Origin of the sequence: Thermodesulfovibrio sp. 3907-1M (assembly GCF_040450955.1) — a bacterium.
GTDB lineage: Bacteria > Nitrospirota > Thermodesulfovibrionia > Thermodesulfovibrionales > Thermodesulfovibrionaceae > Thermodesulfovibrio > Thermodesulfovibrio autotrophicus.
In genome coordinates this window covers 1901425-1922886 of record NZ_CP144373.1, presented here as the reverse complement: position 1 = coordinate 1922886, position 21462 = coordinate 1901425, and the positions used below count along the sequence as shown (strand labels likewise).

Sequence of the window (21462 nt, the reverse complement as noted above, 5' to 3'; positions counted from 1 at the left end):
ATAAAAAGTTATTTTCTTTGTTTGACTTTTATGCTTATGGGAGAAAACTCAAAATTAAATGTCTCTCGCAAAAGTTTTTCAATAAATTTGATGTGATGCTGTTTGACTGCTGATTTATCATTAACAAAGACAACAAATGTAGGTGGTTCTACACCAACCTGGGTTATGTAATAAAACTTTAACTCCTTTCCACCTGAGGAAAGCACCACATCTTTTAATTTCTGATTAAAAAGTTTATTCAACTCAGATGTGGATACTCTTTTAGTGTATTCCTCTAAAATCTGATCAATAAGTGGAAAAATTTTTGTGAGTCTTGTTTTATCTACTGCAGAAACAGTAAGATACGGAGCATAATCAACAAACCAGAGTTTTCTTTTTATTTCATCGGCAAAAAATTTTGCCTTTCTGTCTCTTTCATCCTTTGCAATTAAATCCCATTTATTGATTAAAATTATCAATCCTTTTTTCTGCTCAGCCACTATGCCAGCAATTTTCTGATCCTGATTAACAATGCCTTCTGTGGCATCTATAACAAGAACTGCCACATCAGCTCTTTCAATGCTTCTTAATGCTTTAAAGTATGAAAGCTTTTCAACATAAGAGTGTTGAGCTATTTCTTTCTTATAATAGGAAAGTCTTTTTATACCCGCTGTGTCTATCAATAGATATTTTTTCCCATAGTATGTGCATACTGCATCAATAGCATCTCTTGTTGTTCCAGGTAATGGACTTACTATCATTCTTTTTTTGCCAAGCAAGGCATTGATAATAGTTGATTTTCCCACATTGGGCCTACCAACAATAGCTATTTTCGGCAGTTCTTCTTCTAATTTTAATGATTGAGTTAAAGGGAGTCTTTCAATAATTTTTTCAATCAGTTCTTCAAATCCATAACCTGTAAGGGCTGAAATCGGTATAAGTTGTTCTGGGCCTATGCTATAAAACTCATATGTTCTGCTTAGTTTTGAAGGATCATCTATTTTGTTCACGACCCACAGAATCTCTTTTCCTGTTTGCCTTAACCATCTTGCTGTTTCAATGTCATCAGGAAGAAGCCCTTCTTTTCCATCAAGAAGATGAATTATTAAATCTGCCTCTGATATTGCCATTTCAATCTGTTCAAGCATCTGTTTCTGAATTATGTCTTTTGCTTTTTCCTCTGGGAAAAAACCTCCTGTATCAACTACAGTAAATGCTTTATCATACCATCTCGCAACTCCGTAGTTTATATCTCGGGTTACTCCGGGAAGCTTATCTGTAATTGCTTTAATTTTATCATCAGACTTAATCATTCTATTAAAAAGAGTTGACTTTCCAGCATTAGGACGACCAACAATAACTACTGTTAACATTTAATTCTCCTTTAGTTTTCTGAAAACTCTTTGGGAAGAATTATTCCAAGAGATTTGATTTTTTTATAGAGATTGCTTCTCTCCATTCCTATGATTTCTGCTGTTTTTGTCATATTCCAGTTATTCTCTTTAAGTTTTCTTAGAATGAATTCCCTTTCAAAGGCCTCTCTTGCCTGTTTTAATGAAGTATAAGAAAAACATGTTTCTTCTTTTACATTATTCTTTATTATTCCAGTATTTTCAATATCTGAAATCTCTATCACATCTTTTGAGACCATTATCATAAGTCTTTCTACAGCATTTCTCAGCTCCCTTACATTTCCAGGCCAATCATAATTCTGAAGCATTTTCATTGCCTCAGGCTCCACAGTCTTTTTTTTCCATCCTTTCTCCCTATTGAATTCATCTATAAAGTAATTAATCAGCTCTGGGATATCTTCTTTTCTCTCCCTTAAAGGAGGAATATAGATGGGAACAACATTAAGTCTCCAGTAAAGGTCCTCACGGAAATTGCCTTTTTTAATCTCTTCAGTTAGGTCTTTATTTGTTGCTGAAATAATTCTAACATTTACTGTTATATCCCTTGTCCCTCCAACTCTCTGAAACTTCTGTGTTTCAATTACCCTTAAAAGTTTTGCCTGTGTAAGCAAGGACATGTCTCCTATTTCATCAAGAAAAAGAGTTCCTTCATTGGCAAGCTCAAATTTACCAATCTTTCTGTCTATTGCTCCTGTAAAAGCACCTTTTTCATGCCCAAACAGTTCGCTTTCTATGAGTTCCTGAGGAATTGCTGCACAGTTTACCTCAACAAAAGGAGCTCTGGCTCTGGGACTGAATAAATGAATCATCCTCGCTACAAGTTCCTTACCTGTTCCAGACTCACCAAGTATTAAAACTCTGGAGTCTCCTTTAGCAATCATTTCAATCTGAGTCTTTATTTTTTTCATTGCCTGAGAACTTCCAATAAGTTCATACTTTTTAGTTACACTGCTGCGAAGCTTTATGTTTTCTTTTTCAAGGCGTTTAAATTCTAATGCCCTCTCAGCAGTCAATATAATCCTTTCCATTGACAGAGGCTTTTCAAGAAAATCAAATGCTCCAAGCTTTACAGCTTGCACTGCAACTTCCACATTTCCATGTCCTGAAATCATGATAACTGGAATATTAAAATCCTTTTCTTTTATCTTTTTTATTGCTTCAACTCCATTCATCTGAGGAAGCCAGACATCAAGAAAAATTAAGTCTATCTCTTCTTTATCAAGGATATCCAGAGCAGTCTCTGCATCCACTGCTGTAATGGTGCTATAGCCTTCGTCTTCTAAAATACCAGAGACTGTGTCAAGAATTCCCATCTCATCATCAACTATTAAAACTTTTCCTTTCAAGCAGGCACCTCTATTTTAAAAATTGTTCCATGGGGTTTATTATCTATAACATATATCTTTCCACCATGCTCATTAACAATTTTCCTTGCAATCGCAAGACCAAGACCTGTGCCCTCTTTGTTTTTTGAAAAGTATGGTAAAAACAGCTTTTCTTTTATTTCATCATCCACTCCAGGACCGGTATCAGCCACTTCTATCTCAAGGTTATTATTTAGTTTAACAGATATTGTTATTTCACCTTTAGCATTCATAGCTTTTATTGCATTGTCAATTATATTTATCAAAACTCTTTTAAATTCCTGAGAATCAAGCAAAACAGGTCTAATCTCGTCACACAATACAAGATTTATCCTCACATCTTTATATCCTCTATAAAGCTCTATCACATCTTCTATTAAATTTATCGGATTTACAGATTCCTTTTTAATTTCAGGGAGTTTACCCAGTTTCTGAAAGGCATCAATTAAATTTTTAAGAGATTCAACTTCTGATATAATTGTCTGAGTTGATTTTTCAAAAACTCTGTCAAAATCCTCCTCTTTATTTTTCCATTTTTTAATCAATCTTTCAGTGGCAAGTTTAATTGGAGTAAGAGGATTTTTTATCTCATGGGCAAGTCTTCTTGCAACTTCTTCCCATGCAATTGCCTGTTGTGCCTTAACAATATCTGTAATATCATCAAATACCACGAGAATTCCCGTGGCTTCACTTTCCTGAGATTCTCTTAACGAAATAAATCTTGACTTAATTATTTTATTTCTGCCTTTTATTTTGATATTTAAATCTTTGGAAATCTCATAGATTCGCTCCTCAGAAAGCTTCTTTATAAATTCTTTTAATTCATCAGATTCAATAAATTCAAGGATTTCTGTATAGTGTTTGCCCTCTATTTTATCTCCTGGAATTTGAAGTATCTCTTCTCCTGCTTTGTTTATTTTAAAAATTTTACCACCCTGTCCAATGAAGATAATTCCTGAAGTAATATTGGAAAACATTCTCTCAAGTAAAATGTTTCTCTCTGATAGCTCAAAATAAGCTCTGTCAAGCTTTGCTATCATTTCATTGAAAGAATTAACAAGAATTCCTATTTCATCAGAGCTTTTGGTAAGGATTTTCACCTTAAGGTCTCCCTTTGAGACACGCTCAGTTGCCTGAACAAGTTCTTTAAGAGGATTTGTAATTTCCTGAGAGATTTTTAAGGATGCCCATAGAGCTAAAAAAACAATAATAAGACTGAGAAATCCAAGAAACATGAAATAGTTTGACTTAACAGCTTTTCTCATAGAACCCATTTTGAGATACTCTTCGTGACGAGCCTTAACCTCTTCAACTTTTTTTGTTATATAAGAAGGAACCCTCATCTTTAAAGCCAGAACACCTTTTTCATCAGGTACTGCTGCAATAATTACATCACCATCTGAAGAAGAAATAACCTGAACTGATTTCTTGCCATAAAAAGCATCTTTTATTGATTCTGGCATATCAGTCTTAAAAATTTTCAGTCTTTCAACAGTAATTCCATAGGGAACACCCTTTATTTTGTTGTTTCTCAAATCTTCAGCAAAATTAAGAAGCTTTTCTTTTTCAAAGTCGTAAAAAGCTTTAACTGTATCAACTGTTTTTGATATAACTTCTCTGTTTGATTTGGAAAAAATTCTTTCTATTGAATTTTCAAGAACTCCGCTAAAGGCAATGAATAAAAGAGCTGAGGGAATGAGCACCAGTCCAACAAAGATGGTCACTATTTTTATCCTGAATCTGTATCCAGGCACTTCTCTATGCTTTTCAAGATAAAGTCTAAAGACACTTCTTATGACAAAAAATCCTAAGGTTACAAGGGAAATTATGTTTATTACAAAAAGTGAAACGATTATAAACCTCGTAGGAATCTGTTCAGGTGGAAGCCTTAAAAGGTATATTTCAAAACCAAGAACTATAAAAAGTAGCGATGTTAGAAAAACAGGAAAAAAGTATTTTTTCAGTTTCTCTTTCATGGCAATCTAAAGTTTTCTGACTCCTTTGTTATTTTTTTTTCATATGTAGGTATAAAAAACAAAATATGTTCAAGAACTGAAGGAAGCTTTTTTATGTTTGATTCGACTGTAATTTTTATGTAATACTTACCTTTTTCCACATTATTGATATTCACAATTTTTACAGGTTCTATCTTTAAAGCCCAGTCCAGAGCTTCCTGCCAGTTTTTAAACCTTTTTTCCGTTAAAGCCTCACCCTGCAAAGTTTTTACAATAAACTCATCTTTTATTGGATCAGAAATTAAAACTCTCTGTATCTGAACTCCGCTTATAAACTCATCTGGAATAATTGACCATCTTCTGTAAAGCTCTATCAGTATAAAAATATTTTTACTTAAGCCATTTTTAAAATCTTCAATAAACTCCTGAGAGGGAATAATGCGGGCTCTGACAATGAGGAAAGAATTGTCTCTCTGAATCTCCATGTTTATGTTTTCAATTGCCTGCAGAGGAAATGGGATTACCAGTAAAAATCCCACAATAATAATGAAGCTTATCATGAATTTTTTCATCAGTTTTATTATATTATTTTTCCTTTACTTTTTCTTAATCTTTATGATAAAAACAAAATTAAAAGGAGGCTGTTCAATAAAAAATTTTGTTATTCCGAGGGAGTCGTCCCGATGAATCTCTAAAAATATTTAGAGAGGAGGAGATTCCTCGCTTACGCTCGGAATGACAAATAAAAGGCTCGGAATTAAAAAAGAAAAGGCTAGAATTAAAAAAGAAAGGCTCAGAATGATAATTTTTCTGTTATCCCGATGGATTTTTTATGTTACTGTAAGGCTATTTTTCTGTCATCCCGAGTTATTCTATTCTGTCATCCCGAGCTATTCTGTTCTGTCATCCGAGCTATTCTATTCTGTCATCCGAGTTATTCTATTCTGTCATCCCGAGGCGAAGCCGAGGGATCTCCTCCTTAGTGAAGGTGGAGTTAATTGAAAATTAATGAGACTTGCAATTTATTGATTTTCAGGATTTTGCAAGTTTTTGAATATACTTAAAACTATTTGGAGGTTTAGAATGAAAAAGTATTTAATTATTGCAGGAGCAACATTTATTTTGTTGAGCGGTTGTGCAACAAAGGAGTATGTAAAGGAGCAAACAGACCCGATTTATCAGAAACTTGAAAAAATTGAAAAACAACTGGAAAACATGAACAAAGAGATTTCTTCCCTCCGAACAGATATTAAAACCATCAGCTCCCAAGTAGATTCTGTTCAGTGGACAGCAAAGGAGGCATTGAAAAAATCAGAAGAAGCAGTGAAAGAGTCTCAAGCTGCAGTGATACAGGCTCAGGATGCTGCAAGAAAAGCTCAGGCTGCAGCAGAAACATCTAAAAAAGCTTTTGAATTACAGCAAAGAAAGTAAATTTGACATTTTAGCTTAATAAGTATTAAATTTTTTGATTGTGAAAAATCAGTTTATCCATTCGGTATGGATAGGAGCGGTTGCTGGCTGTTTTGGTGGGCTTGTTGGGCTGGGTGGTGGAGTGGTTATGATTCCATTGATGGTGGCTGTACTCAGAATTACCCAGCACAAAGCTCACGGAACAAGTCTGTTTGCACTGGTATTTACAGGCATTACAGGTGCAATCACTTATGGGATGAAAGGTTCTGTTGATGTTATTGCTTCTTTGATTCTTGCTACAACAGCAATCTTTACTGCTCGAACAGGTGCACGCTTTGCCCATAGTCTTGCAGAGTGGAAACTTAAAAGAGCTTTTGGTGCCTTCTTAATATTCGCTGCTTTAATTCTTGTTGCAAAACCTTATCTTACTGAGTTTTACCACTTTGAAATTCAAGGAGTTGGAAAAATTATCGCACTTCTTATGACAGGCGTTTTTGCAGGCTTTCTTGCTGGAATGATGGGTATAGGTGGAGGCACTGTTATGGTTCCTGCTTTAGTTATTATTCTCAATTATGGTCAGCATATAGCACAGGGAACATCTCTTTTATGCATGGTTCCTGCTGGAGCAGTTGGTGCTTATACGCATTTAAAGCTTGGTAACGTTATTAAAAAACTCCTTCCTGGATTGATTTCTGGAATTATCGTTGGAACTTACATTGGCTCTAACATTGCCCATGCTCTTGCTGATACTTATTTAAGAGTTATATTTGCTTTGATTATAATATGGACAGGAATAAGATTTTTAAAAACACCAAAACCTGTTAAATGATTAAAAAAACAGTAATTTTTATTATTTTTTTTATTTTATCAACAGCTTTTGCACAGGAGGATACCCATAAAATAGTTTTAAAATACGGCAAGCATCAGGATTTTTATAGATTTGTCCTGGTATGCGAAAAACCTGAGATTACATATTCAATAAATGTAAATCTGCTTAATGATGGAAAAATAAAACTAAGTTTTACAGCACCCTTTGATATTGAATTTGAAGGGAAAATACTGTCTCAACAGGATAAAATAAAGGATTTAAAAATTTTTAAAAATGAGGGCAGCTTTATTATCGGAACTTCAAACATAAGTAAAATAAAAGTCTCAAGATATGAATCTCCTTCAAGGCTTGTAATAGATGCTTTTTTGGGAGAGCCCTCAGAAGAGGAAAAAATTAAATCAGCATCAATATTAATTGATCCGGGACATGGTGGACAGGATTCAGGAATAAAGGAAAAAAACAGCAGTGAAAAGGAGCTTGTGCTATATATCTCCAAGGAGATAGCATCAAGGCTTGCACAGAAAGGCATAAAAGCTTTCTTAACAAGAGCTACTGACGAAGATATCTCACTTAAAAAAAGGTTAAAAATTCAAAATGCTCTGAAACCTGCCCTGTTTCTGAGTGTTCATCTATCAAGTAGAGATTTCTTTGTTATTTATACATCTGCAAAGAAGATAAACATATCAAAAGATGATCCGTCAAAAATTTTTCTCAAAGAAGACAGTTTAGTACAAACTTTTGTAAAAAAAATAAAAGAGAAGTTTTCAGAACCTGTTTATACAGAAAAACTGCCTGCAACTCTTCTTAAAGAAGCTTCTGCACCGGCTTTGATGATTGAAGTTCCTAAAAGAGCTTTATTTTCTGATAAAAGCTATGTAAATAAAGTTGTAGATGTGCTTGTTCAGGGAACTCTGGAAAACTTTAAAATAAAACTACAGAAAACAAACGATGAATAAAAGATTAATTACAATTTCAGTTTTAATATTGGTTGCGATAGCAACCACTGTAATTTATTTCACTTTATTTAAACACGATGGAAAAACTTCTGAAAAATCTCAAACAGAGCAAACCATGGTAAACTTTAAAATATACCTGCCTTCTTCAAATTCTACAGTTGTAAAAGAAATATACCTGCAGAAAGAAAGCTCAGAGTTAAAAAATATTGAAAGAATTCTTGAAAGTTTTTTATCAGAACTGCCTTTAAAGGAAACGAAGATTCTTGGCATATACAGAGACATGGAAAATGTCGTTTATATAGATTTATCAAAAGATTTTGCCATACCTCAGAGTATGCTGCAGGAGTATCTTATGCTTAAATCCCTTTATAAAACATTAAAAGAGAACTTTCCGTGGATAAAAGATATTAAAATATTGATAGAAAGCAAAGAAGTTGAAACTGTATCAGGACACATCTCAATTGCTTCATCTTTAAAAGAAGCTGTGGAGGAAAATTAATGCAAGAAAAACCAATAGGTATTTTTGACTCAGGGATTGGAGGCTTAACAGTTTTAAAAGAAATTGCAAAGCTACTTCCAAATGAAAACCTCATATATCTTGGGGATACTGCAAGGGTGCCCTATGGAATCCGTTCTGCTGAGACTGTTATCAGATATTCTCTTGAATGTGCAAAATTTCTTTTTAAAAAAGAGATTAAAATGCTTGTCGTAGCCTGTAATACCTCTTCATCTGTAAGCCTTGAAATTCTGAGAGAAAAATTACCAGTACCTGTCATTGGAGTTATTGACCCCGGAGTTCGGGCAGCATTAAGAGTTACAAAAAATGGAAAAATTGGTATAATTGGAACAGAAGCAACTGTTCAGAGTGAAGCCTATCCTAAAAAAATTAAAACAATAAAACCAGATACAGAGGTTATTTCAAAAGCCTGCCCCTTATTCGTTCCATTAGTGGAAGAGGGAATTTTAGAGGGAAGCATTGCAGAACTGGTAGTTGAAAGATATCTTAAAGATTTGAAACACAGTGGAATTGACACTTTAATTCTCGGTTGCACCCATTATCCTTTACTAAAAAAAACTATTCAGAAATACATGGAAGGAATAAGACTTGTGGATTCCGCTCAGGAAATAGCTCAGGAAGTAAGAAATCTACTTAGCCAGCAAAAGCTTATAAATAAAAGCTCCGAGCCAGGTTTAAAAACCTTTTATGTAACTGATTCACCGGAGAGATTTAAAAAAATCGGCGAAATATTTTTAAACTGTGAAATCAACAACATTTTTAAAGTATCTCTTGAGGAGGAAAACTAAATGAGGCCTGATGGACGAAAAAATGATGAACTTAGGAGTTTAAAAATTGAAAAAAACTTTATTAAAAATGCTGACGGCTCTGTTTTAATTGAACTTGGTAATACAAGAGTAATATGCACAGCATCAATAGAAAATAAAGTTCCACCTTTCCTGAAGGATCAGAAAAAAGGATGGATCACAGCTGAGTACGGAATGCTTCCTCGGTCAACTCCTGTGAGAATGTTAAGGGAATCTACTGCTGGAAGAGTTGGAGGAAGAACTCATGAGATTCAAAGGCTCATTGGAAGGTCACTGAGAGCAGTTGTTGACCTTGAAAAGCTTGGAGAAAGAACAATATGGATTGACTGCGATGTTATTGAAGCTGATGGAGGAACCCGAACAGCCTCAATAACCGGTGGGTATTTAGCGTTAAGAGAAGCTATTAAAAAGGCAATGAATGCTGGAATGATTACTGAAAATCCAATTAAAGATAGCATAGCTGCTATTAGTGTTGGAATAGTCTCAGGTGAACCCCGTCTTGACCTCTGCTATCAGGAAGACTCTCAGGCAGAGGTTGATATGAATATAGTAATGACAGGGTCTGGAAAGTTTGTGGAGATTCAGGGAACAGCTGAATTAATGCCTTTTTCTAAGGAAAATCTGCTTCAACTCATTTCTCTGGCAGAAAAAGGAATAAGGGAGATAATAAGAATTATAAATATTGACTGAGTATGTATCATGTACTGATACTTCATTTTGATGATACATACTTTTATCAACGCAATTTAAGAAAAAAAGCTTTTGTAGAGATAGACTTACGCTTTCTTAAAGAAACAAAATTTATGTGTCCACAAGAGCGTCTGAAGTTTATTGAAGAAAGAATTCCTCTTCATCATTCTTTAATAACTTTTATCGGTAAAGGGGATTACCATTACATCTCCTTCCTTTTTCTTAAAAGAATAAGAGAATACTTTGCTCTTGTAGTCATTGATAATCATCTTGATATGAGAGCCTCTAATGAAGATATTATAAGATGTGATTCATGGATTTACAGGGCAGGTTTTATTAAAAATCTTAAAGAAATCTTCTACATAAACTCTTCAAATATTGAAACAACCCCTTGTTTTATGCTTCCAGTATATCTGAGCATAGACAAGGACATCATTGATAAGAAGTATTTAAACACGAATTGGACACAGGGGAAAGTAACACCACAACAACTTTTTAATTTTATTTCAAAGATTAATTTAATTACCAAAATAATTGGTGTAGACATCTGTGGAGAGCCACAGCTTGATATGGAAGAATTAAGGAAAAGTGAAGCAATAAATCTCTCAATTGTTGAAATTTTACAGTCATTGAGCATGAAAAAATCCGCATAATTTACTAAAATCAGCTTAATCATATATAATACTCAACATGAAGGTTGCTATTGGTTCTGATCATGCAGGTTTTGAATTAAAAGAAGTTATCTCCCATATGGTGAAAAAAATGGGACATGAAGTTATTGATATGGGAACAGGCTCCTCATGCTCTGTTGATTATCCAGATTATGCAGAGGCTGTTGCAAAAGCTGTATCTGATGGTGCTGTTGAAAGAGGAATTCTGATATGCGGCACAGGCATAGGCATGTCAATTGTTGCAAATAAGTTTAAAAATGTCCGCGCAGCTCTCTGTAATGATCTTTTTACAGCAAAAATGTCCAGACTTCACAATGATGCCAATATTCTCTGCATTGGTGGAAGAGTTGTAGGAAAGGACCTTGCAATGGAAATAGTAAATGTCTGGTTTAACACTTCTTTTGAAGGTGGAAGACACATAAGAAGGCTTGAAAAAATAAATCTTATAGAAAGGAAGGTCATTGATAGATGAAAACAAAATCATTAAAAGAAGTTGACCCTGAGATTTATTCGTTAATACTGAAGGAAAAAAAGAGAGAGAGCAACAAAATCCTCATGATAGCTTCAGAAAACTATGCAAGTAGAGCAGTTATGGAAGCTCAGGGCAGTCTTTTTACAAATAAATATGCTGAAGGATATCCTGGCAGAAGATACTATGGTGGTTGTGAGTATGCTGATGAGGTGGAAAGACTTGCCCAGGAAAGATGTAAGCAACTTTTCAATGCTCAACATGTAAATGTTCAACCCCATTCTGGAACACAGGCAAACATGGCAGTTTACTTTGCCGTATTAAAACCTGGAGATACAATAATGGGAATGAGCCTTCCTCATGGAGGGCATCTTTCTCATGGCTCTGCTGTAAACTTTACAGGTAAGCTTTACAAAACAGTATTTTACGGTGTAAACAAAGATACTGGATACATTGACATGGAGGAGGTTCGTAGACTTGCCCATGAACACAAACCAAGAATAATCATTACTGGTGCGAGCGCCTATCCAAGAATTATTGATTTTAAAGCTTTTGCTGAAATAGCAAAAGAAGTTGACGCCTACTTGATGGCAGACATTGCACATATCGCTGGACTTATTGCCACAGGAATTCATCCTTCTCCTGTCCCCTATTCTGATTTTATAACAACAACAACTCATAAAACTCTCAGAGGTCCAAGAGGTGGCGTCATAATGTGTAAAGAGGAGTTTGCAAAAGCCATTGATAAAGCTGTTTTCCCGGGAATTCAGGGGGGGCCTCTGGTCCATGTAATTGCAGCTAAAGCTGTTGCCTTTAAGGAAGCTCTATCAGAGGAGTTTAAAGAATATCAGAAAAAGGTTGTAAAAAATGCAAAAACCCTCGCAGAGGCATTAAAAAGAAAGGGCTTTAAATTAGTATCTGATGGAACAGACAATCATCTCATGCTCGTTGATCTTACGAATTTTAACATTACTGGGAAAGAAGCTGAAGAAGCCCTGGATAAAGCTGGAATAACAGTAAACAAAAATACCATTCCCTTTGACACAAAGCCTCCTACGGTTACTTCTGGTATAAGAATAGGAACTCCCTGTGTGACAACAAGAGGGATGGGAGAACAGGAGATGGAGGAAATTGCTGAGATTATTGAAAGAGTTATAAAAAATATATCAAATGAGTCAGTGATAAAGGATATGAAAAAAAAAGTTCAGGCACTCTGTAAAAGATTCCCCATTTATTGATTTCTCAATTCCTTAAAAAATCTCTGCAAAACAGCACGGCATTCTTCTTCAAGAATGCCGGCTGTTATCTCAACTTGATGGTTTAGTCTTGGATCCTGAAGAATTCTGTAAAGACTGACTGCTCCTCCACTTTTCGGATCACTACATCCATAGACAACTCTTTTTATTCTTGCATGAACTATAGCACCAGAACACATTATACATGGCTCTTTTGTTACATAAAGAGTTGCCTCTGTAAGTCTCCATGCATCAAGAGCATTTGCTGCCTGCCTGATTGCCAGCATTTCTGCATGAGCAGTAGGATCATTAGTTGTTTCTTTTATGTTATGAGCTCTTGCAACGATTCTACCATCCACAACTATAACAGCACCAACAGGAACCTCACCAAGTGCATATGCCTTTTCCGCTTCTTTTAATGCTTCTTTCAGGAAATATTCGTCAGAAGCCAGTTCGTCCACTCATCAATACCCTGCCCTGTTTTGCATGATACTTCAAATATCTTGATTCCGGGGTTTAAGAATTGAGCATCTTTTTTGATTTTATCAATACTTACATCAAGTAAATCCCTGAGGTCAATCTTATTAATAATCAAGACAGAGGATTCCTGAAACATGAGAGGATACTTAAGAGGCTTGTCATCTCCCTCGGTGAGGCTTAAAATCATTACTTTAACATCTTCTCCAACTTTAAATTCTGCTGGACATACGAGATTCCCCACATTCTCAATAAATAAAACATCCAGATCTTTAAGTGGTAGCTCCTTTGCTGCATCAGCTATCATGTTCGCATCAAGATGACACGCTCCTTCAGTATTAATTTGAACCACAGGAACGCCAAGACGGTCTATTCTTTCAGCATCATTTGTTCCAGTAATGTCACCTTCAATAACTCCAACTCTCACTTTATCCTTTATTGCTGCAATTGTTCTCTCAAGTAAAGAAGTTTTTCCTGCACCAGGAGAACTCATGAGATTTATTACATAAACCCCTGCTTCTTTGAACATTTTTTTGTTTTCTTCTGCTATTCTTTCGTTGGCATCAAGAATTTTTGTTGTTAACTTCACCTTCATTGGCTAACCTCCATCTCAATTATGTTAAGTTCTTTGCCTGAAATTAAATCTACTGAAAAGCTTCCACAATGCGGACATTCAAAAATAATATAGTTTTCATTACTTTCAAACTCTTTTCCACACTCCTTACACACTCCTCTTACAGGAAGTTCCTCAATTATCAATGTAGCATTCTTTGCAACTGTATCTTCCTTTAAAACATTAAAAGCAAAAAGCAAAGCATCGGTCATTACACCCGTTGCTCTGCCTACCACAACTTTGATTGTGTCTATCTTACTGTATCCATTTTTAGAACACTCATTCACTGCAATATTGAGCAATTCATAGGCAATGGATGCCTCGTGCATCAGCCTTCCTGCTCCTTGTCCTTAGACAGCTCCTTTTCATAAGCTTCTTTCCCTGCTTCAACTGCTTTTGTAATGGCTGATTTTTTCTCTTCAAGAGTTTCTTTAGCTTTATCAAGAATGCCTGCTACTTTTCCCTTTGCTTCTTTCAGGTAACCTTCAGCCTTTTCTTTTACATCCTCAGCTGTTTCTTTAATCTTAGCTCTTGTCTCTTTCCCTGACTGTGGAGCTAAAAGCAAAGCCAGCCCTGCTCCTACAATGCCACCAAGTAAAAATGATAAAAACACTGATTTTGCGCTGAATCCTCTTTCTTCATCCATTTTTATTTACCTCCTTTCTTTAAATTCTCTAAAAAAACATTAGTTGCCACACTTAATGCTGTTTTTAAAGCACTGCTCCTTAGAGAGACAGAACTTTTTATCCTTTCAACAGCATTTACAACTTCAGACATGAGAAAGGTTAATTTCTCTACAGCCTGCGAAAGTTCTTTAACTTTTCTGGTTACCTCATTTACATCATCCACCGATGCTCTGACACCCTGAATAACCTTTTCAGTTTCAAAAATAGCAGGGTCTAATTTTGACTTTGTTGAATTAATAAATTCTTTTAATGCACTAATCCCTCTTCTTAATTCAACAGCAACAACAATGAGAAAAATAAGTGCAGCAATAAGACTAACAGTTGCGAGAAAATATCCTATGCTCAGCAAGACTATCAATGTATCACTCATTTCTGCCTCCTTTAAAAAAGGATAACATTTTAAATATCATTGAGGCAAATATTTAATCTGCTTTCTGGCATAAAGAATTCTTTGAATTACCGTTATCCAGCTCAATGCTGTAAGAATTATTAACACAGGATATATCAGATTCGTTAAACAACCAAAGGCAAGAAAAATCAATCTTTCGGGTCTTTCTATTATGCCCACATTACATGACACTCCTAAACCTTCTGCCCTTGCTCTTACATAGGAGATCAGATAAGAGGCTATCATGCATAAAAGAGCAATAATCAAAGCAATATCATGATTGAGCCTGAAAAAATACCATGCTATCCCAATAAATATAAATCCATCGGCAATTCTATCAAAGGTAGAGTCAAGCAGAGCTCCAAATCTTGTTGCTCTTCCATTAACCCTTGCCACTATTCCGTCAACAAGATCAAAGGCGCCTCCAGCAAGAATGAAAATTCCGCCCAGAAAGAGATTAAAAGGAATTATGAATCCTGATAATGCTGTAACAAGCATTCCTATAAAAGTAATAATATTTGGATTAACAGGCAAGGCTTTTGCTAAAGGTGTTAATGGTTTGTCTAATAGATGACTGAATTTCTCACTGAGCAAGTTATCGTTCCCTCTTGCCTTCTATAAACTCCTCCACCATAGTTCTTGCCACTTCGTCAGGGTATTGAACTCTTGGATGCTTCATAAAGTAAGCAGATGCTGATATGAGCAGCCCGCCAATTTTCCTGTCAAGGGCTAATTTACAGCATCTTATTGCATCAATTACAACACCAGCACTGTTAGGAGAATCCTCAACAGAAAGTCTTAGTTCAAGATTAATCGGAACATTTCCAAAAATTTCACCTTCAATTCTTAGAAAGCATATTTTATTGTCATTTAACCACGGAATATAATCAGAAGGACCAATGTGAACATGTTCATTGGTAATCTCATGTAAAATCTGACTTGTTACAGCCTCTGTTTTTGAAATCTTTTTTGATGAAAGTCTTTCACGATTGAGCATATTTAAAAAGTCAGTGTTGCCTCCTACATTAAGTTGATAGGTATTCGTTATTTTTACTCCTCTGTCCATGCAGAGCTTTGTAAGGACTCTATGAACAATCGTTGCACCTATCTGACTTTTAATGTCATCTCCTATTATTGGAAGATTTTTGCTTTCAAATTTTTTGATCCATTCATCATCAGAGGCAATAAAAACAGGAATACAGTTTATAAAAGCAACACCTGCATCTAAAGCTGCCTGTGCATAAAAGCGGGTGGCTTTTTCTGAACCAACAGGCAAATAACTTACCATTACCTGAGCACCTGAATCTTTTAAAATCCTGACAACATCTGCAGGCTCTTCATTGGCTGGAATAAATCTTTTATCTGGAGGATAATTCTTCATGTGTTCAGCAAAACCATCAAAAACAGGTCCCATAGAGACTTTTACAGGATAATCGGGTAAATCTGGATAAAATATTTTTGTGCAGTTTGGCTTGGCAAAAACAGCTTCCCTGAGAGGCTTGTTCACCTTTCTTTCATCTATATCAAAAGCTGCTACAACTTCTATGTCTCCTGGAACATAACCTCCTAAATTGAAATGCATAAGTCCAGGAACCTGGTCCATGGCATTGTATTTTTTATAATACTCAATTCCCTGAATAAGAGCACTTGCACAGTTTCCTACTCCCACAATAGCAAGCTTTATTTTACCCATTCCATGCTCCTTAATTTTTCTGTTAAAAATGCTAAAACAAATTTTTATAAACTAATAAATGCCTTTATGTCAAGCATAAAGCTGTTGATTTAATTTATCATCGGATTTTACAATATTTTTTGAAGATGAATAAAACTGACTCCTGCATAAATAATTTTTTAAATTATATAAGACTTCAAAAAGGAGACTCTGTCCATACCATCAGAGCTTACAAAAAGGATTTGGAAGAGTTTTTTAACTTTGCTAAAATAGAACCTGAGCAGGTTGAACCTGTCACAGTGAGAGGCTTTATTTCAGAGCAGATATTAAAGGGCAAATCAAAAACAACGGTAGCAAGAAAACTTTCCACATTAAGATCCTTTTTCTCCTATCTATATTCAGAGGGAATTATAAAAGTTAATCCTGCAAGGGTCGTTGCATCAGTTAAAACAAAGAGGAGTCTGCCGAAATTCCTTACTGTTGATGATGCCTTCAGGCTTGTTGAAGCACCAGGTGAAGATAAATTTACAGCTCAAAGAGACAAGGCAATTCTTGAAGTTTTTTATGGCAGCGGAATAAGAGTAAGTGAGCTTTGTGGGTTAAACATGGACGATGTAGATTTAAAAGAAGGACTGATAAAAGTGAGAGGAAAAGGAAGAAAGGAAAGAATAGTTCCTATTGGGCAGAAAGCACGAGAAGCATTGAAAAAATATCTTGCAGTAAGACAGATTTTGCGAATTAAGAAAAAATTGGTTGCAGAGGAGTCTCCACTTTTCATAAACAATCGCGGCAAAAGAATTTCCGATAGACAGGTACGGAGAGTTGTTGAAAGATATGCAAAAGCCATTGGAATTCCTGAAAAAATTGGACCTCACACCTTAAGACACACCTTTGCCAGTCATATGCTCATGGAAGGTGCTGATCTAAGAGTAATTCAGGAACTTCTCGGACACGCTTCTCTTTCTACAACTCAGATTTATACTCACATTGATTTAAAACATCTAATGGATGTGTACGATAAATCGCATCCGCTTTCAAAGGAGGAAAAATAAATGGAGTTTCATGGAACAACAGTGTTATGCGTAAAAAGAAATGATTCTGTAATTATGGCATCTGATGGACAGGTAACGATGGGGAATACTGTGCTAAAACATAATGCAAGAAAAATAAGAAAACTTTACAATGGTCAGGTTATTACAGGTTTTGCAGGCTCTACTGCAGATGCTTTCACACTCTTTGAGAGATTTGAAGGAAAACTTGAAACATATAAAGGGAACCTCCTGAGAGCTGCTGTTGAGCTTGCAAAGGACTGGAGAACGGACAGGATCCTTAGAAGGCTTGAAGCACTGTTAATTGTAGCAGACAGACAGCACATCTTAATTATTTCCGGAAATGGAGATGTAATTGAACCAGAAGACCCTGTAGCAGCAATTGGCTCTGGAGGTCCCTATGCCTTTGCAGCAGCAAAGGCACTTTATGAAAACTCGGAGCTTTCAGCAAAGGAAATTGCTTTAAAAGCAATGGAAATTGCTTCTAAAATCTGTATTTATACTAACAATCAAATAATACTGGAGGAATTAAGCTGATGGAAAATCTTACACCTAAAAAAATAGTTGAAGAGCTTGATAAATTCATTATTGGACAGATTGAGGCAAAAAAAGCAGTGGCAATAGCATTGAGAAACAGATTCCGCCGACAAAAGCTTCCCAAAGAGTTGAGAGATGAGATTTTGCCAAAGAATATATTGATGATCGGTCCTACAGGAGTTGGAAAAACTGAAATTGCAAGAAGACTTGCAAGGCTTGTAAATGCTCCATTTATAAAGGTGGAGGCATCAAAATTTACAGAAGTAGGATATGTTGGAAGAGATGTGGAATCAATAATCAGAGACCTTACAGAAGTGGCAATGAATATGGTTAAACAGGAACATACTGAGAGAGTGCAGGAGAAGGCAAAACAGATGGCAGAAGAAAGAGTTCTTGATATACTTTTACCTCAACCAGGATACTCAAGACAGATGGATGAAGCAGCAGAAGAAAAAACAAGGTATAAAGAAACGAGAGAAAAACTCAGAAAACAACTAAGACAAGGAGTTCTTGATGACCGTTATATTGAGATTGATTTAAAAGAAAAAGTTGTGCCTTTCGGTATCATATCAAATGTTGCTATGGAAGAGATAGAAATAAACCTTAAAGAAATGCTTGGCAGTTTTTTACCGGAACGAGTAAAAAGAAAGAAGGTAAAAATTAGAGAAGCCCTTCACTTATTCACTCAGGAAGAGGCAAATAAACTTATTGATATGGATAAGGTGACAAAGGAGGCAATTGAAAGAGTTGAACAAACAGGAATCGTCTTTATTGATGAAATTGACAAAATTGCTTCTCGTGGAAGCTCCTACGGTCCTGATGTATCAAGGGAAGGTGTTCAGAGAGACCTTCTTCCCATTGTTGAAGGCTCCACAGTCACAACAAAATATGGACCTGTAAGAACTGATCATATTCTCTTTATTGCTGCTGGAGCTTTCCATGTGGCAAAACCCTCTGATCTTATACCTGAATTGCAGGGAAGATTTCCAATAAGGGTTGAGCTAAGCTCCCTTGGTAAAGAGGAGTTTGTAAGAATTCTTACAGAGCCTGACAATGCACTTATAAAGCAATACATTGCCCTTCTGGGAACAGAAGATGTTCATCTTGAGTTTACCAGTGATGGAATTGAAGAAATTGCAGAGATAGCCCAGCAGGTAAATGAAAAAACAGAAAATATTGGAGCAAGAAGGCTTCATACAGTAATGGAAAAACTTCTTGAAGATATATCTTTTAATGCTTCAGAGCTAAGAGGACAGAAAATAGTGATTGATGCAAAGTTTGTAAGAGAAAAACTGAGTGAGATAATCAAAAGTGAGGATCTCAGCAGATACATTTTATAAGTTAAAAATAGTACTGCTGGTATTTATACTGTTTTCCTGCACTCCTAAAAAGCCTCCTGAAATAGAATATGTGCCAGAGGGATCACTGAAAGGAATTGCATCCTGGTATGGAGCAGATTTTCACGGAAGACCAACAGCATCAGGAGAAACATATAACATGTATGATTACACATGTGCGCACAGAGAATATCCTTTTGGAACAAGGCTGAGGGTTGTAAATCTTCAGAATGGAAAAGATGTTGTATGCACAGTAAATGACAGAGGTCCTTTTATCCCGGGAAGAGATCTTGATTTGTCCTATGCATCGGCAAAAAAAATTGGTCTAATCGGACCAGGCACAGCAGAAGTCTTAATGCAACCTATTGGACGAGACATGAGCTATGTAAGATATGTAAAATATACTCCTACATCCGGGCTGTTAACAATTCAGGTAGGAGCTTTTCGTGAAATTGAAAATGCAATGAGACTAAAGCAGGCTTTGAATCTTAAATATCAAAATGTTTACATAAATAAAGTACTGCTGAGAGGAGAAACCTTTTATAGAGTCAGAGTTGGAAAGTTTACAAACTATGACGAAGCATACAGCTTAGCAAAATTAATGGGACAGGAAGGATATAAGGTAATCATCACCAATTTTACAGGAGGGAAAGATGAAATTTGAAGATGTAGTAAAATTTCACGGGCATAGCTGCCCAGGGCTTGCACTTGGATATAGAGTGTCCACTGCAGCGCTGGAAGAACTTGGAGTCAAAGACCGCTCCAGTGATGAGGAAATTGTATGCATAGTGGAGAATGATTCCTGCGCTGTTGATGCCATTCAGGTTGTCACAGGATGCACTTTTGGAAAGGGAAACTTGATTTTTAAGGATTATGGAAAACAGGTTTACACATTCTTTAACAGAAGAAATGGTAAAACTGTAAGAATCTCAATTGATTTTGAATTCAAGGAAACTGAAGATGAAAAAGCACTATGGCAAAGATTTATGCAGGGAGACAGCTCCACTGAGGTTGTTGAATTCGTAAATAAAAGAAAAGCAGAGAAAATAAAGCAGATTCTCAATGCAGAAAAAGAGAAAATTCTTAAAATTACCTATCCTAAGATTGATCCACCAAGGCAAGCAAGAATTTTTAAAAGCTTGAGATGTGCAAACTGCGGAGAAAAAGTTGCAGAGGCAAAAGCAAGAATACTGGATGGAAAAATCCTGTGCATTCCCTGCTTTGAGGCATATTTATGAAAGAGATAGAAATTCAACTTACAGGTATGGCACATCTTGGTGAGGCAATTGGTAAGTATGATGGTAAAGTGGTATTTGTTCCTTACGCAATTCCAGGAGAAACAGTAAAAGCTAAAATAGTAAAAGATGAAGGAGACTATCTTAGAGCAGAGATTGTTGATGTAGTTGAACCATCATTTTTTAGAGAAGACCCTCCGTGTAAACTCTTTGGAGTGTGTGGTGGCTGTAGTTTTCAGCACGTGGCATACAGCTATCAAATAAAATTGAAAGAAATTGTTGTGATGGAGCAGCTTAAAAGAATTGGAGGTTTTGAAAATCCTGAAGAGTTTACACTTCTTACAATTAAAGCAGAGCCTTTTTACAATTACCGTAATAGGGCTGATTTTTCCATAAACAGACAGAGGCTTCTGGGATTTAAAATGCGAGCAAGCCATAAATTTATTCATGTAGAGCACTGCTTCCTGCTGCATCAAAAAATAAATGAAATTCTTGCTACTCTACAGGGTAAAACACCAAAGAGAAAAACCCACAATGTTACAATAAGATATGGAGTAAACACAGGACAGTGGCTTGTTCAGCCTGAAATGGATACTGAAGAAATTGAAACAGGACAGAAAAATTATACTGAAAAACTTTTTGAACATGAATTCCTTATATCAGCACCTTCGTTCTTTCAGGTAAATACCTACCAAGCAGAAAAACTTATTGAGACAGTTCTGAAATACATAGACAGAGATGACAGAGTAATTATAGATGCCTATGCTGGAGTCGGAACATTTACAGTTTTTTTAGCAAAAAAAGCAGACAAAGTTATTGCCATTGAAGAAAGCCGCTCTGCTTATAAAGATGCTCAGATAAACATTAAAAATTTTGATAACATCAACTATCTTTGTAAAAAAACTGAAGAAGCCTTAAATGAGCATAGCATTGATGCAGATGCTATAGTTCTTGATCCACCAAGAGTTGGATGTATGAAAGAAGTCCTTGAAGCAATTTCTGAAAAAAAGATTAAAAAAATAATCTATGTATCCTGCGAACCATCCACCCTTGCAAGAGACTTGAAATACTTAAGGGAAAAGGGATACAAACTCATAGAAGTTCAACCAGTTGACATGTTTCCCCAGACATATCACATTGAAAATGTGGCTTTAATGAAGATTGAATAAAGGAGG

Annotated in this window: 26 protein-coding genes; 15 read left to right on the top strand and 11 right to left on the bottom strand. The window is 35.7% G+C overall.

Annotation, left to right across the window (positions count from 1 at the left end):
• Positions 1 to 8 precede the first annotated feature (8 nt).
• Genes der through V4D30_RS10050 form a run of 4 tightly spaced genes read right to left on the bottom strand, consistent with a single transcriptional unit; the run spans position 9 to position 5270 of the window.
• Positions 9 to 1352: a ribosome biogenesis GTPase Der gene (gene der, locus V4D30_RS10065; RefSeq protein ID WP_353684193.1), complete on the bottom strand. Its 1344-nt coding sequence runs from the start codon at positions 1350 to 1352 to the stop codon at positions 9 to 11.
• A gap of 11 nt (positions 1353 to 1363) precedes the next feature.
• Positions 1364 to 2737, bottom strand: coding sequence for a sigma-54 dependent transcriptional regulator (locus V4D30_RS10060; protein ID WP_353684192.1), 1374 nt, complete (start codon positions 2735 to 2737; stop codon positions 1364 to 1366).
• Positions 2734 to 4731 carry an ATP-binding protein gene (locus tag V4D30_RS10055; RefSeq protein ID WP_353684191.1) on the bottom strand — a complete coding sequence of 666 codons (1998 nt, stop codon included), beginning with the start codon at positions 4729 to 4731 and terminating at the stop codon, positions 2734 to 2736. The genes V4D30_RS10060 and V4D30_RS10055 overlap by 4 nt, the downstream gene beginning before the upstream one ends.
• The gene (locus V4D30_RS10050) at positions 4728 to 5270 is read right to left on the bottom strand and encodes a DUF4390 domain-containing protein (RefSeq protein WP_353684190.1); all 543 of its coding nucleotides are present in this window, start codon (positions 5268 to 5270) and stop codon (positions 4728 to 4730) included. Before V4D30_RS10050 ends, V4D30_RS10055 begins: the two co-directional genes overlap by 4 nt.
• A gap of 523 nt (positions 5271 to 5793) precedes the next feature.
• Between V4D30_RS10050 and V4D30_RS10045 the strand changes: the two genes are divergently transcribed.
• The 9 genes from V4D30_RS10045 to glyA are packed head-to-tail and all read left to right on the top strand — an operon-like array spanning position 5794 to position 12296.
• On the top strand, positions 5794 to 6141 hold the full coding sequence (locus V4D30_RS10045) for an alanine-zipper protein (RefSeq protein ID WP_353684189.1): 348 nt from the start codon (positions 5794 to 5796) through the stop codon (positions 6139 to 6141).
• A gap of 40 nt (positions 6142 to 6181) precedes the next feature.
• The gene (locus V4D30_RS10040; RefSeq protein ID WP_353684188.1) at positions 6182 to 6949 is read left to right on the top strand and encodes a sulfite exporter TauE/SafE family protein; all 768 of its coding nucleotides are present in this window, start codon (positions 6182 to 6184) and stop codon (positions 6947 to 6949) included.
• On the top strand, positions 6946 to 7905 hold the full coding sequence (locus V4D30_RS10035) for an N-acetylmuramoyl-L-alanine amidase (protein ID WP_353684187.1): 960 nt from the start codon (positions 6946 to 6948) through the stop codon (positions 7903 to 7905). Before V4D30_RS10040 ends, V4D30_RS10035 begins: the two co-directional genes overlap by 4 nt.
• Positions 7898 to 8404, top strand: a complete 507-nt coding sequence (locus tag V4D30_RS10030) for a GerMN domain-containing protein (protein ID WP_353684186.1) — start codon at positions 7898 to 7900, stop codon at positions 8402 to 8404. Before V4D30_RS10035 ends, V4D30_RS10030 begins: the two co-directional genes overlap by 8 nt.
• Positions 8404 to 9210: a glutamate racemase gene (gene murI / locus V4D30_RS10025; RefSeq protein WP_353684185.1), complete on the top strand. Its 807-nt coding sequence runs from the start codon at positions 8404 to 8406 to the stop codon at positions 9208 to 9210. The genes V4D30_RS10030 and murI overlap by 1 nt, the downstream gene beginning before the upstream one ends.
• Positions 9211 to 9918 (top strand): ribonuclease PH, encoded by a 708-nt coding sequence (gene rph, locus V4D30_RS10020; RefSeq protein ID WP_353684184.1) that lies wholly within the window; start codon positions 9211 to 9213, stop codon positions 9916 to 9918.
• A gap of 2 nt (positions 9919 to 9920) precedes the next feature.
• On the top strand, positions 9921 to 10571 hold the full coding sequence (locus tag V4D30_RS10015) for a hypothetical protein (RefSeq protein WP_353684183.1): 651 nt from the start codon (positions 9921 to 9923) through the stop codon (positions 10569 to 10571).
• 37 nt (positions 10572 to 10608) lie between these two features.
• Positions 10609 to 11061 (top strand): ribose 5-phosphate isomerase B, encoded by a 453-nt coding sequence (gene rpiB, locus V4D30_RS10010; protein WP_353684182.1) that lies wholly within the window; start codon positions 10609 to 10611, stop codon positions 11059 to 11061.
• A complete protein-coding gene (glyA, locus tag V4D30_RS10005) occupies positions 11058 to 12296 on the top strand; it encodes a serine hydroxymethyltransferase (protein WP_353684181.1) in 1239 nt (412 codons plus the stop codon). Before rpiB ends, glyA begins: the two co-directional genes overlap by 4 nt.
• Here glyA and tadA read toward each other — a convergent pair.
• The 7 genes from tadA to V4D30_RS09970 are packed head-to-tail and all read right to left on the bottom strand — an operon-like array spanning position 12290 to position 16150.
• A complete protein-coding gene (tadA, locus tag V4D30_RS10000; RefSeq protein WP_353684180.1) occupies positions 12290 to 12754 on the bottom strand; it encodes a tRNA adenosine(34) deaminase TadA in 465 nt (154 codons plus the stop codon). The genes glyA and tadA overlap by 7 nt on opposite strands.
• Positions 12721 to 13365: a hydrogenase nickel incorporation protein HypB gene (hypB, locus tag V4D30_RS09995; protein WP_353684179.1), complete on the bottom strand. Its 645-nt coding sequence runs from the start codon at positions 13363 to 13365 to the stop codon at positions 12721 to 12723. The genes tadA and hypB overlap by 34 nt, the downstream gene beginning before the upstream one ends.
• Complete coding sequence (gene hypA / locus V4D30_RS09990; protein ID WP_353684178.1) at positions 13362 to 13712, bottom strand: hydrogenase maturation nickel metallochaperone HypA; 351 nt, start codon at positions 13710 to 13712, stop codon at positions 13362 to 13364. Before hypA ends, hypB begins: the two co-directional genes overlap by 4 nt.
• Positions 13712 to 14029 (bottom strand): YtxH domain-containing protein, encoded by a 318-nt coding sequence (locus V4D30_RS09985; RefSeq protein WP_353684177.1) that lies wholly within the window; start codon positions 14027 to 14029, stop codon positions 13712 to 13714. The genes hypA and V4D30_RS09985 overlap by 1 nt, the downstream gene beginning before the upstream one ends.
• A gap of 2 nt (positions 14030 to 14031) precedes the next feature.
• Positions 14032 to 14439: a DUF948 domain-containing protein gene (locus V4D30_RS09980; RefSeq protein WP_353684176.1), complete on the bottom strand. Its 408-nt coding sequence runs from the start codon at positions 14437 to 14439 to the stop codon at positions 14032 to 14034.
• A 36-nt stretch (positions 14440 to 14475) separates the two neighbouring features.
• Positions 14476 to 15051: a CDP-alcohol phosphatidyltransferase family protein gene (locus V4D30_RS09975; protein ID WP_353684175.1), complete on the bottom strand. Its 576-nt coding sequence runs from the start codon at positions 15049 to 15051 to the stop codon at positions 14476 to 14478.
• 1 nt (position 15052) lies between these two features.
• Entirely contained in the window at positions 15053 to 16150 is a 1098-nt protein-coding gene (locus tag V4D30_RS09970; RefSeq protein WP_353684174.1) for an inositol-3-phosphate synthase, read from the bottom strand.
• 125 nt (positions 16151 to 16275) lie between these two features.
• Between V4D30_RS09970 and xerC the strand changes: the two genes are divergently transcribed.
• From xerC to rlmD, 6 genes are read left to right on the top strand one after another with little or no spacing between them, the layout of a single operon-like run.
• A complete protein-coding gene (gene xerC / locus V4D30_RS09965) occupies positions 16276 to 17181 on the top strand; it encodes a tyrosine recombinase XerC (RefSeq protein ID WP_353685173.1) in 906 nt (301 codons plus the stop codon).
• Positions 17182 to 17715: an ATP-dependent protease subunit HslV gene (hslV, locus tag V4D30_RS09960; RefSeq protein WP_353684173.1), complete on the top strand. Its 534-nt coding sequence runs from the start codon at positions 17182 to 17184 to the stop codon at positions 17713 to 17715.
• A complete protein-coding gene (gene hslU, locus V4D30_RS09955) occupies positions 17706 to 19055 on the top strand; it encodes an ATP-dependent protease ATPase subunit HslU (protein WP_353685172.1) in 1350 nt (449 codons plus the stop codon). Before hslV ends, hslU begins: the two co-directional genes overlap by 10 nt.
• Entirely contained in the window at positions 19027 to 19716 is a 690-nt protein-coding gene (locus tag V4D30_RS09950; protein WP_353684172.1) for a septal ring lytic transglycosylase RlpA family protein, read from the top strand. Before hslU ends, V4D30_RS09950 begins: the two co-directional genes overlap by 29 nt.
• Complete coding sequence (locus V4D30_RS09945) at positions 19706 to 20290, top strand: FmdE family protein (RefSeq protein WP_353684171.1); 585 nt, start codon at positions 19706 to 19708, stop codon at positions 20288 to 20290. The genes V4D30_RS09950 and V4D30_RS09945 overlap by 11 nt, the downstream gene beginning before the upstream one ends.
• Positions 20287 to 21456 carry a 23S rRNA (uracil(1939)-C(5))-methyltransferase RlmD gene (gene rlmD, locus V4D30_RS09940; RefSeq protein ID WP_353684170.1) on the top strand — a complete coding sequence of 390 codons (1170 nt, stop codon included), beginning with the start codon at positions 20287 to 20289 and terminating at the stop codon, positions 21454 to 21456. Before V4D30_RS09945 ends, rlmD begins: the two co-directional genes overlap by 4 nt.
• Positions 21457 to 21462: the final 6 nt, after the last annotated feature.

Bases quoted from the DNA above. Each gene is read 5' to 3' on its own strand.
- der (WP_353684193.1), bottom strand. From the start codon at position 1,352: ATGTTAACAGTAGTTATTGTTGGTCGTCCTAATGCTGGAAAGTCAACT.
- V4D30_RS10055 (WP_353684191.1), bottom strand. From the start codon at position 4,731: ATGAAAGAGAAACTGAAAAAATACTTTTTTCCTGTTTTTCTAACATCG.
- V4D30_RS10050 (WP_353684190.1), bottom strand. From the start codon at position 5,270: ATGATAAGCTTCATTATTATTGTGGGATTTTTACTGGTAATCCCATTT.
- V4D30_RS10045 (WP_353684189.1), top strand. From the start codon at position 5,794: ATGAAAAAGTATTTAATTATTGCAGGAGCAACATTTATTTTGTTGAGC.
- V4D30_RS10035 (WP_353684187.1), top strand. From the start codon at position 6,946: ATGATTAAAAAAACAGTAATTTTTATTATTTTTTTTATTTTATCAACA.
- V4D30_RS10030 (WP_353684186.1), top strand. From the start codon at position 7,898: ATGAATAAAAGATTAATTACAATTTCAGTTTTAATATTGGTTGCGATA.
- murI (WP_353684185.1), top strand. From the start codon at position 8,404: ATGCAAGAAAAACCAATAGGTATTTTTGACTCAGGGATTGGAGGCTTA.
- rph (WP_353684184.1), top strand. From the start codon at position 9,211: ATGAGGCCTGATGGACGAAAAAATGATGAACTTAGGAGTTTAAAAATT.
- V4D30_RS10015 (WP_353684183.1), top strand. From the start codon at position 9,921: ATGTATCATGTACTGATACTTCATTTTGATGATACATACTTTTATCAA.
- rpiB (WP_353684182.1), top strand. From the start codon at position 10,609: ATGAAGGTTGCTATTGGTTCTGATCATGCAGGTTTTGAATTAAAAGAA.
- glyA (WP_353684181.1), top strand. From the start codon at position 11,058: ATGAAAACAAAATCATTAAAAGAAGTTGACCCTGAGATTTATTCGTTA.
- hypB (WP_353684179.1), bottom strand. From the start codon at position 13,365: ATGAAGGTGAAGTTAACAACAAAAATTCTTGATGCCAACGAAAGAATA.
- hypA (WP_353684178.1), bottom strand. From the start codon at position 13,712: ATGCACGAGGCATCCATTGCCTATGAATTGCTCAATATTGCAGTGAAT.
- V4D30_RS09985 (WP_353684177.1), bottom strand. From the start codon at position 14,029: ATGGATGAAGAAAGAGGATTCAGCGCAAAATCAGTGTTTTTATCATTT.
- V4D30_RS09980 (WP_353684176.1), bottom strand. From the start codon at position 14,439: ATGAGTGATACATTGATAGTCTTGCTGAGCATAGGATATTTTCTCGCA.
- V4D30_RS09970 (WP_353684174.1), bottom strand. From the start codon at position 16,150: ATGGGTAAAATAAAGCTTGCTATTGTGGGAGTAGGAAACTGTGCAAGT.
- xerC (WP_353685173.1), top strand. From the start codon at position 16,276: ATGAATAAAACTGACTCCTGCATAAATAATTTTTTAAATTATATAAGA.
- hslV (WP_353684173.1), top strand. From the start codon at position 17,182: ATGGAGTTTCATGGAACAACAGTGTTATGCGTAAAAAGAAATGATTCT.
- V4D30_RS09945 (WP_353684171.1), top strand. From the start codon at position 19,706: ATGAAATTTGAAGATGTAGTAAAATTTCACGGGCATAGCTGCCCAGGG.
- rlmD (WP_353684170.1), top strand. From the start codon at position 20,287: ATGAAAGAGATAGAAATTCAACTTACAGGTATGGCACATCTTGGTGAG.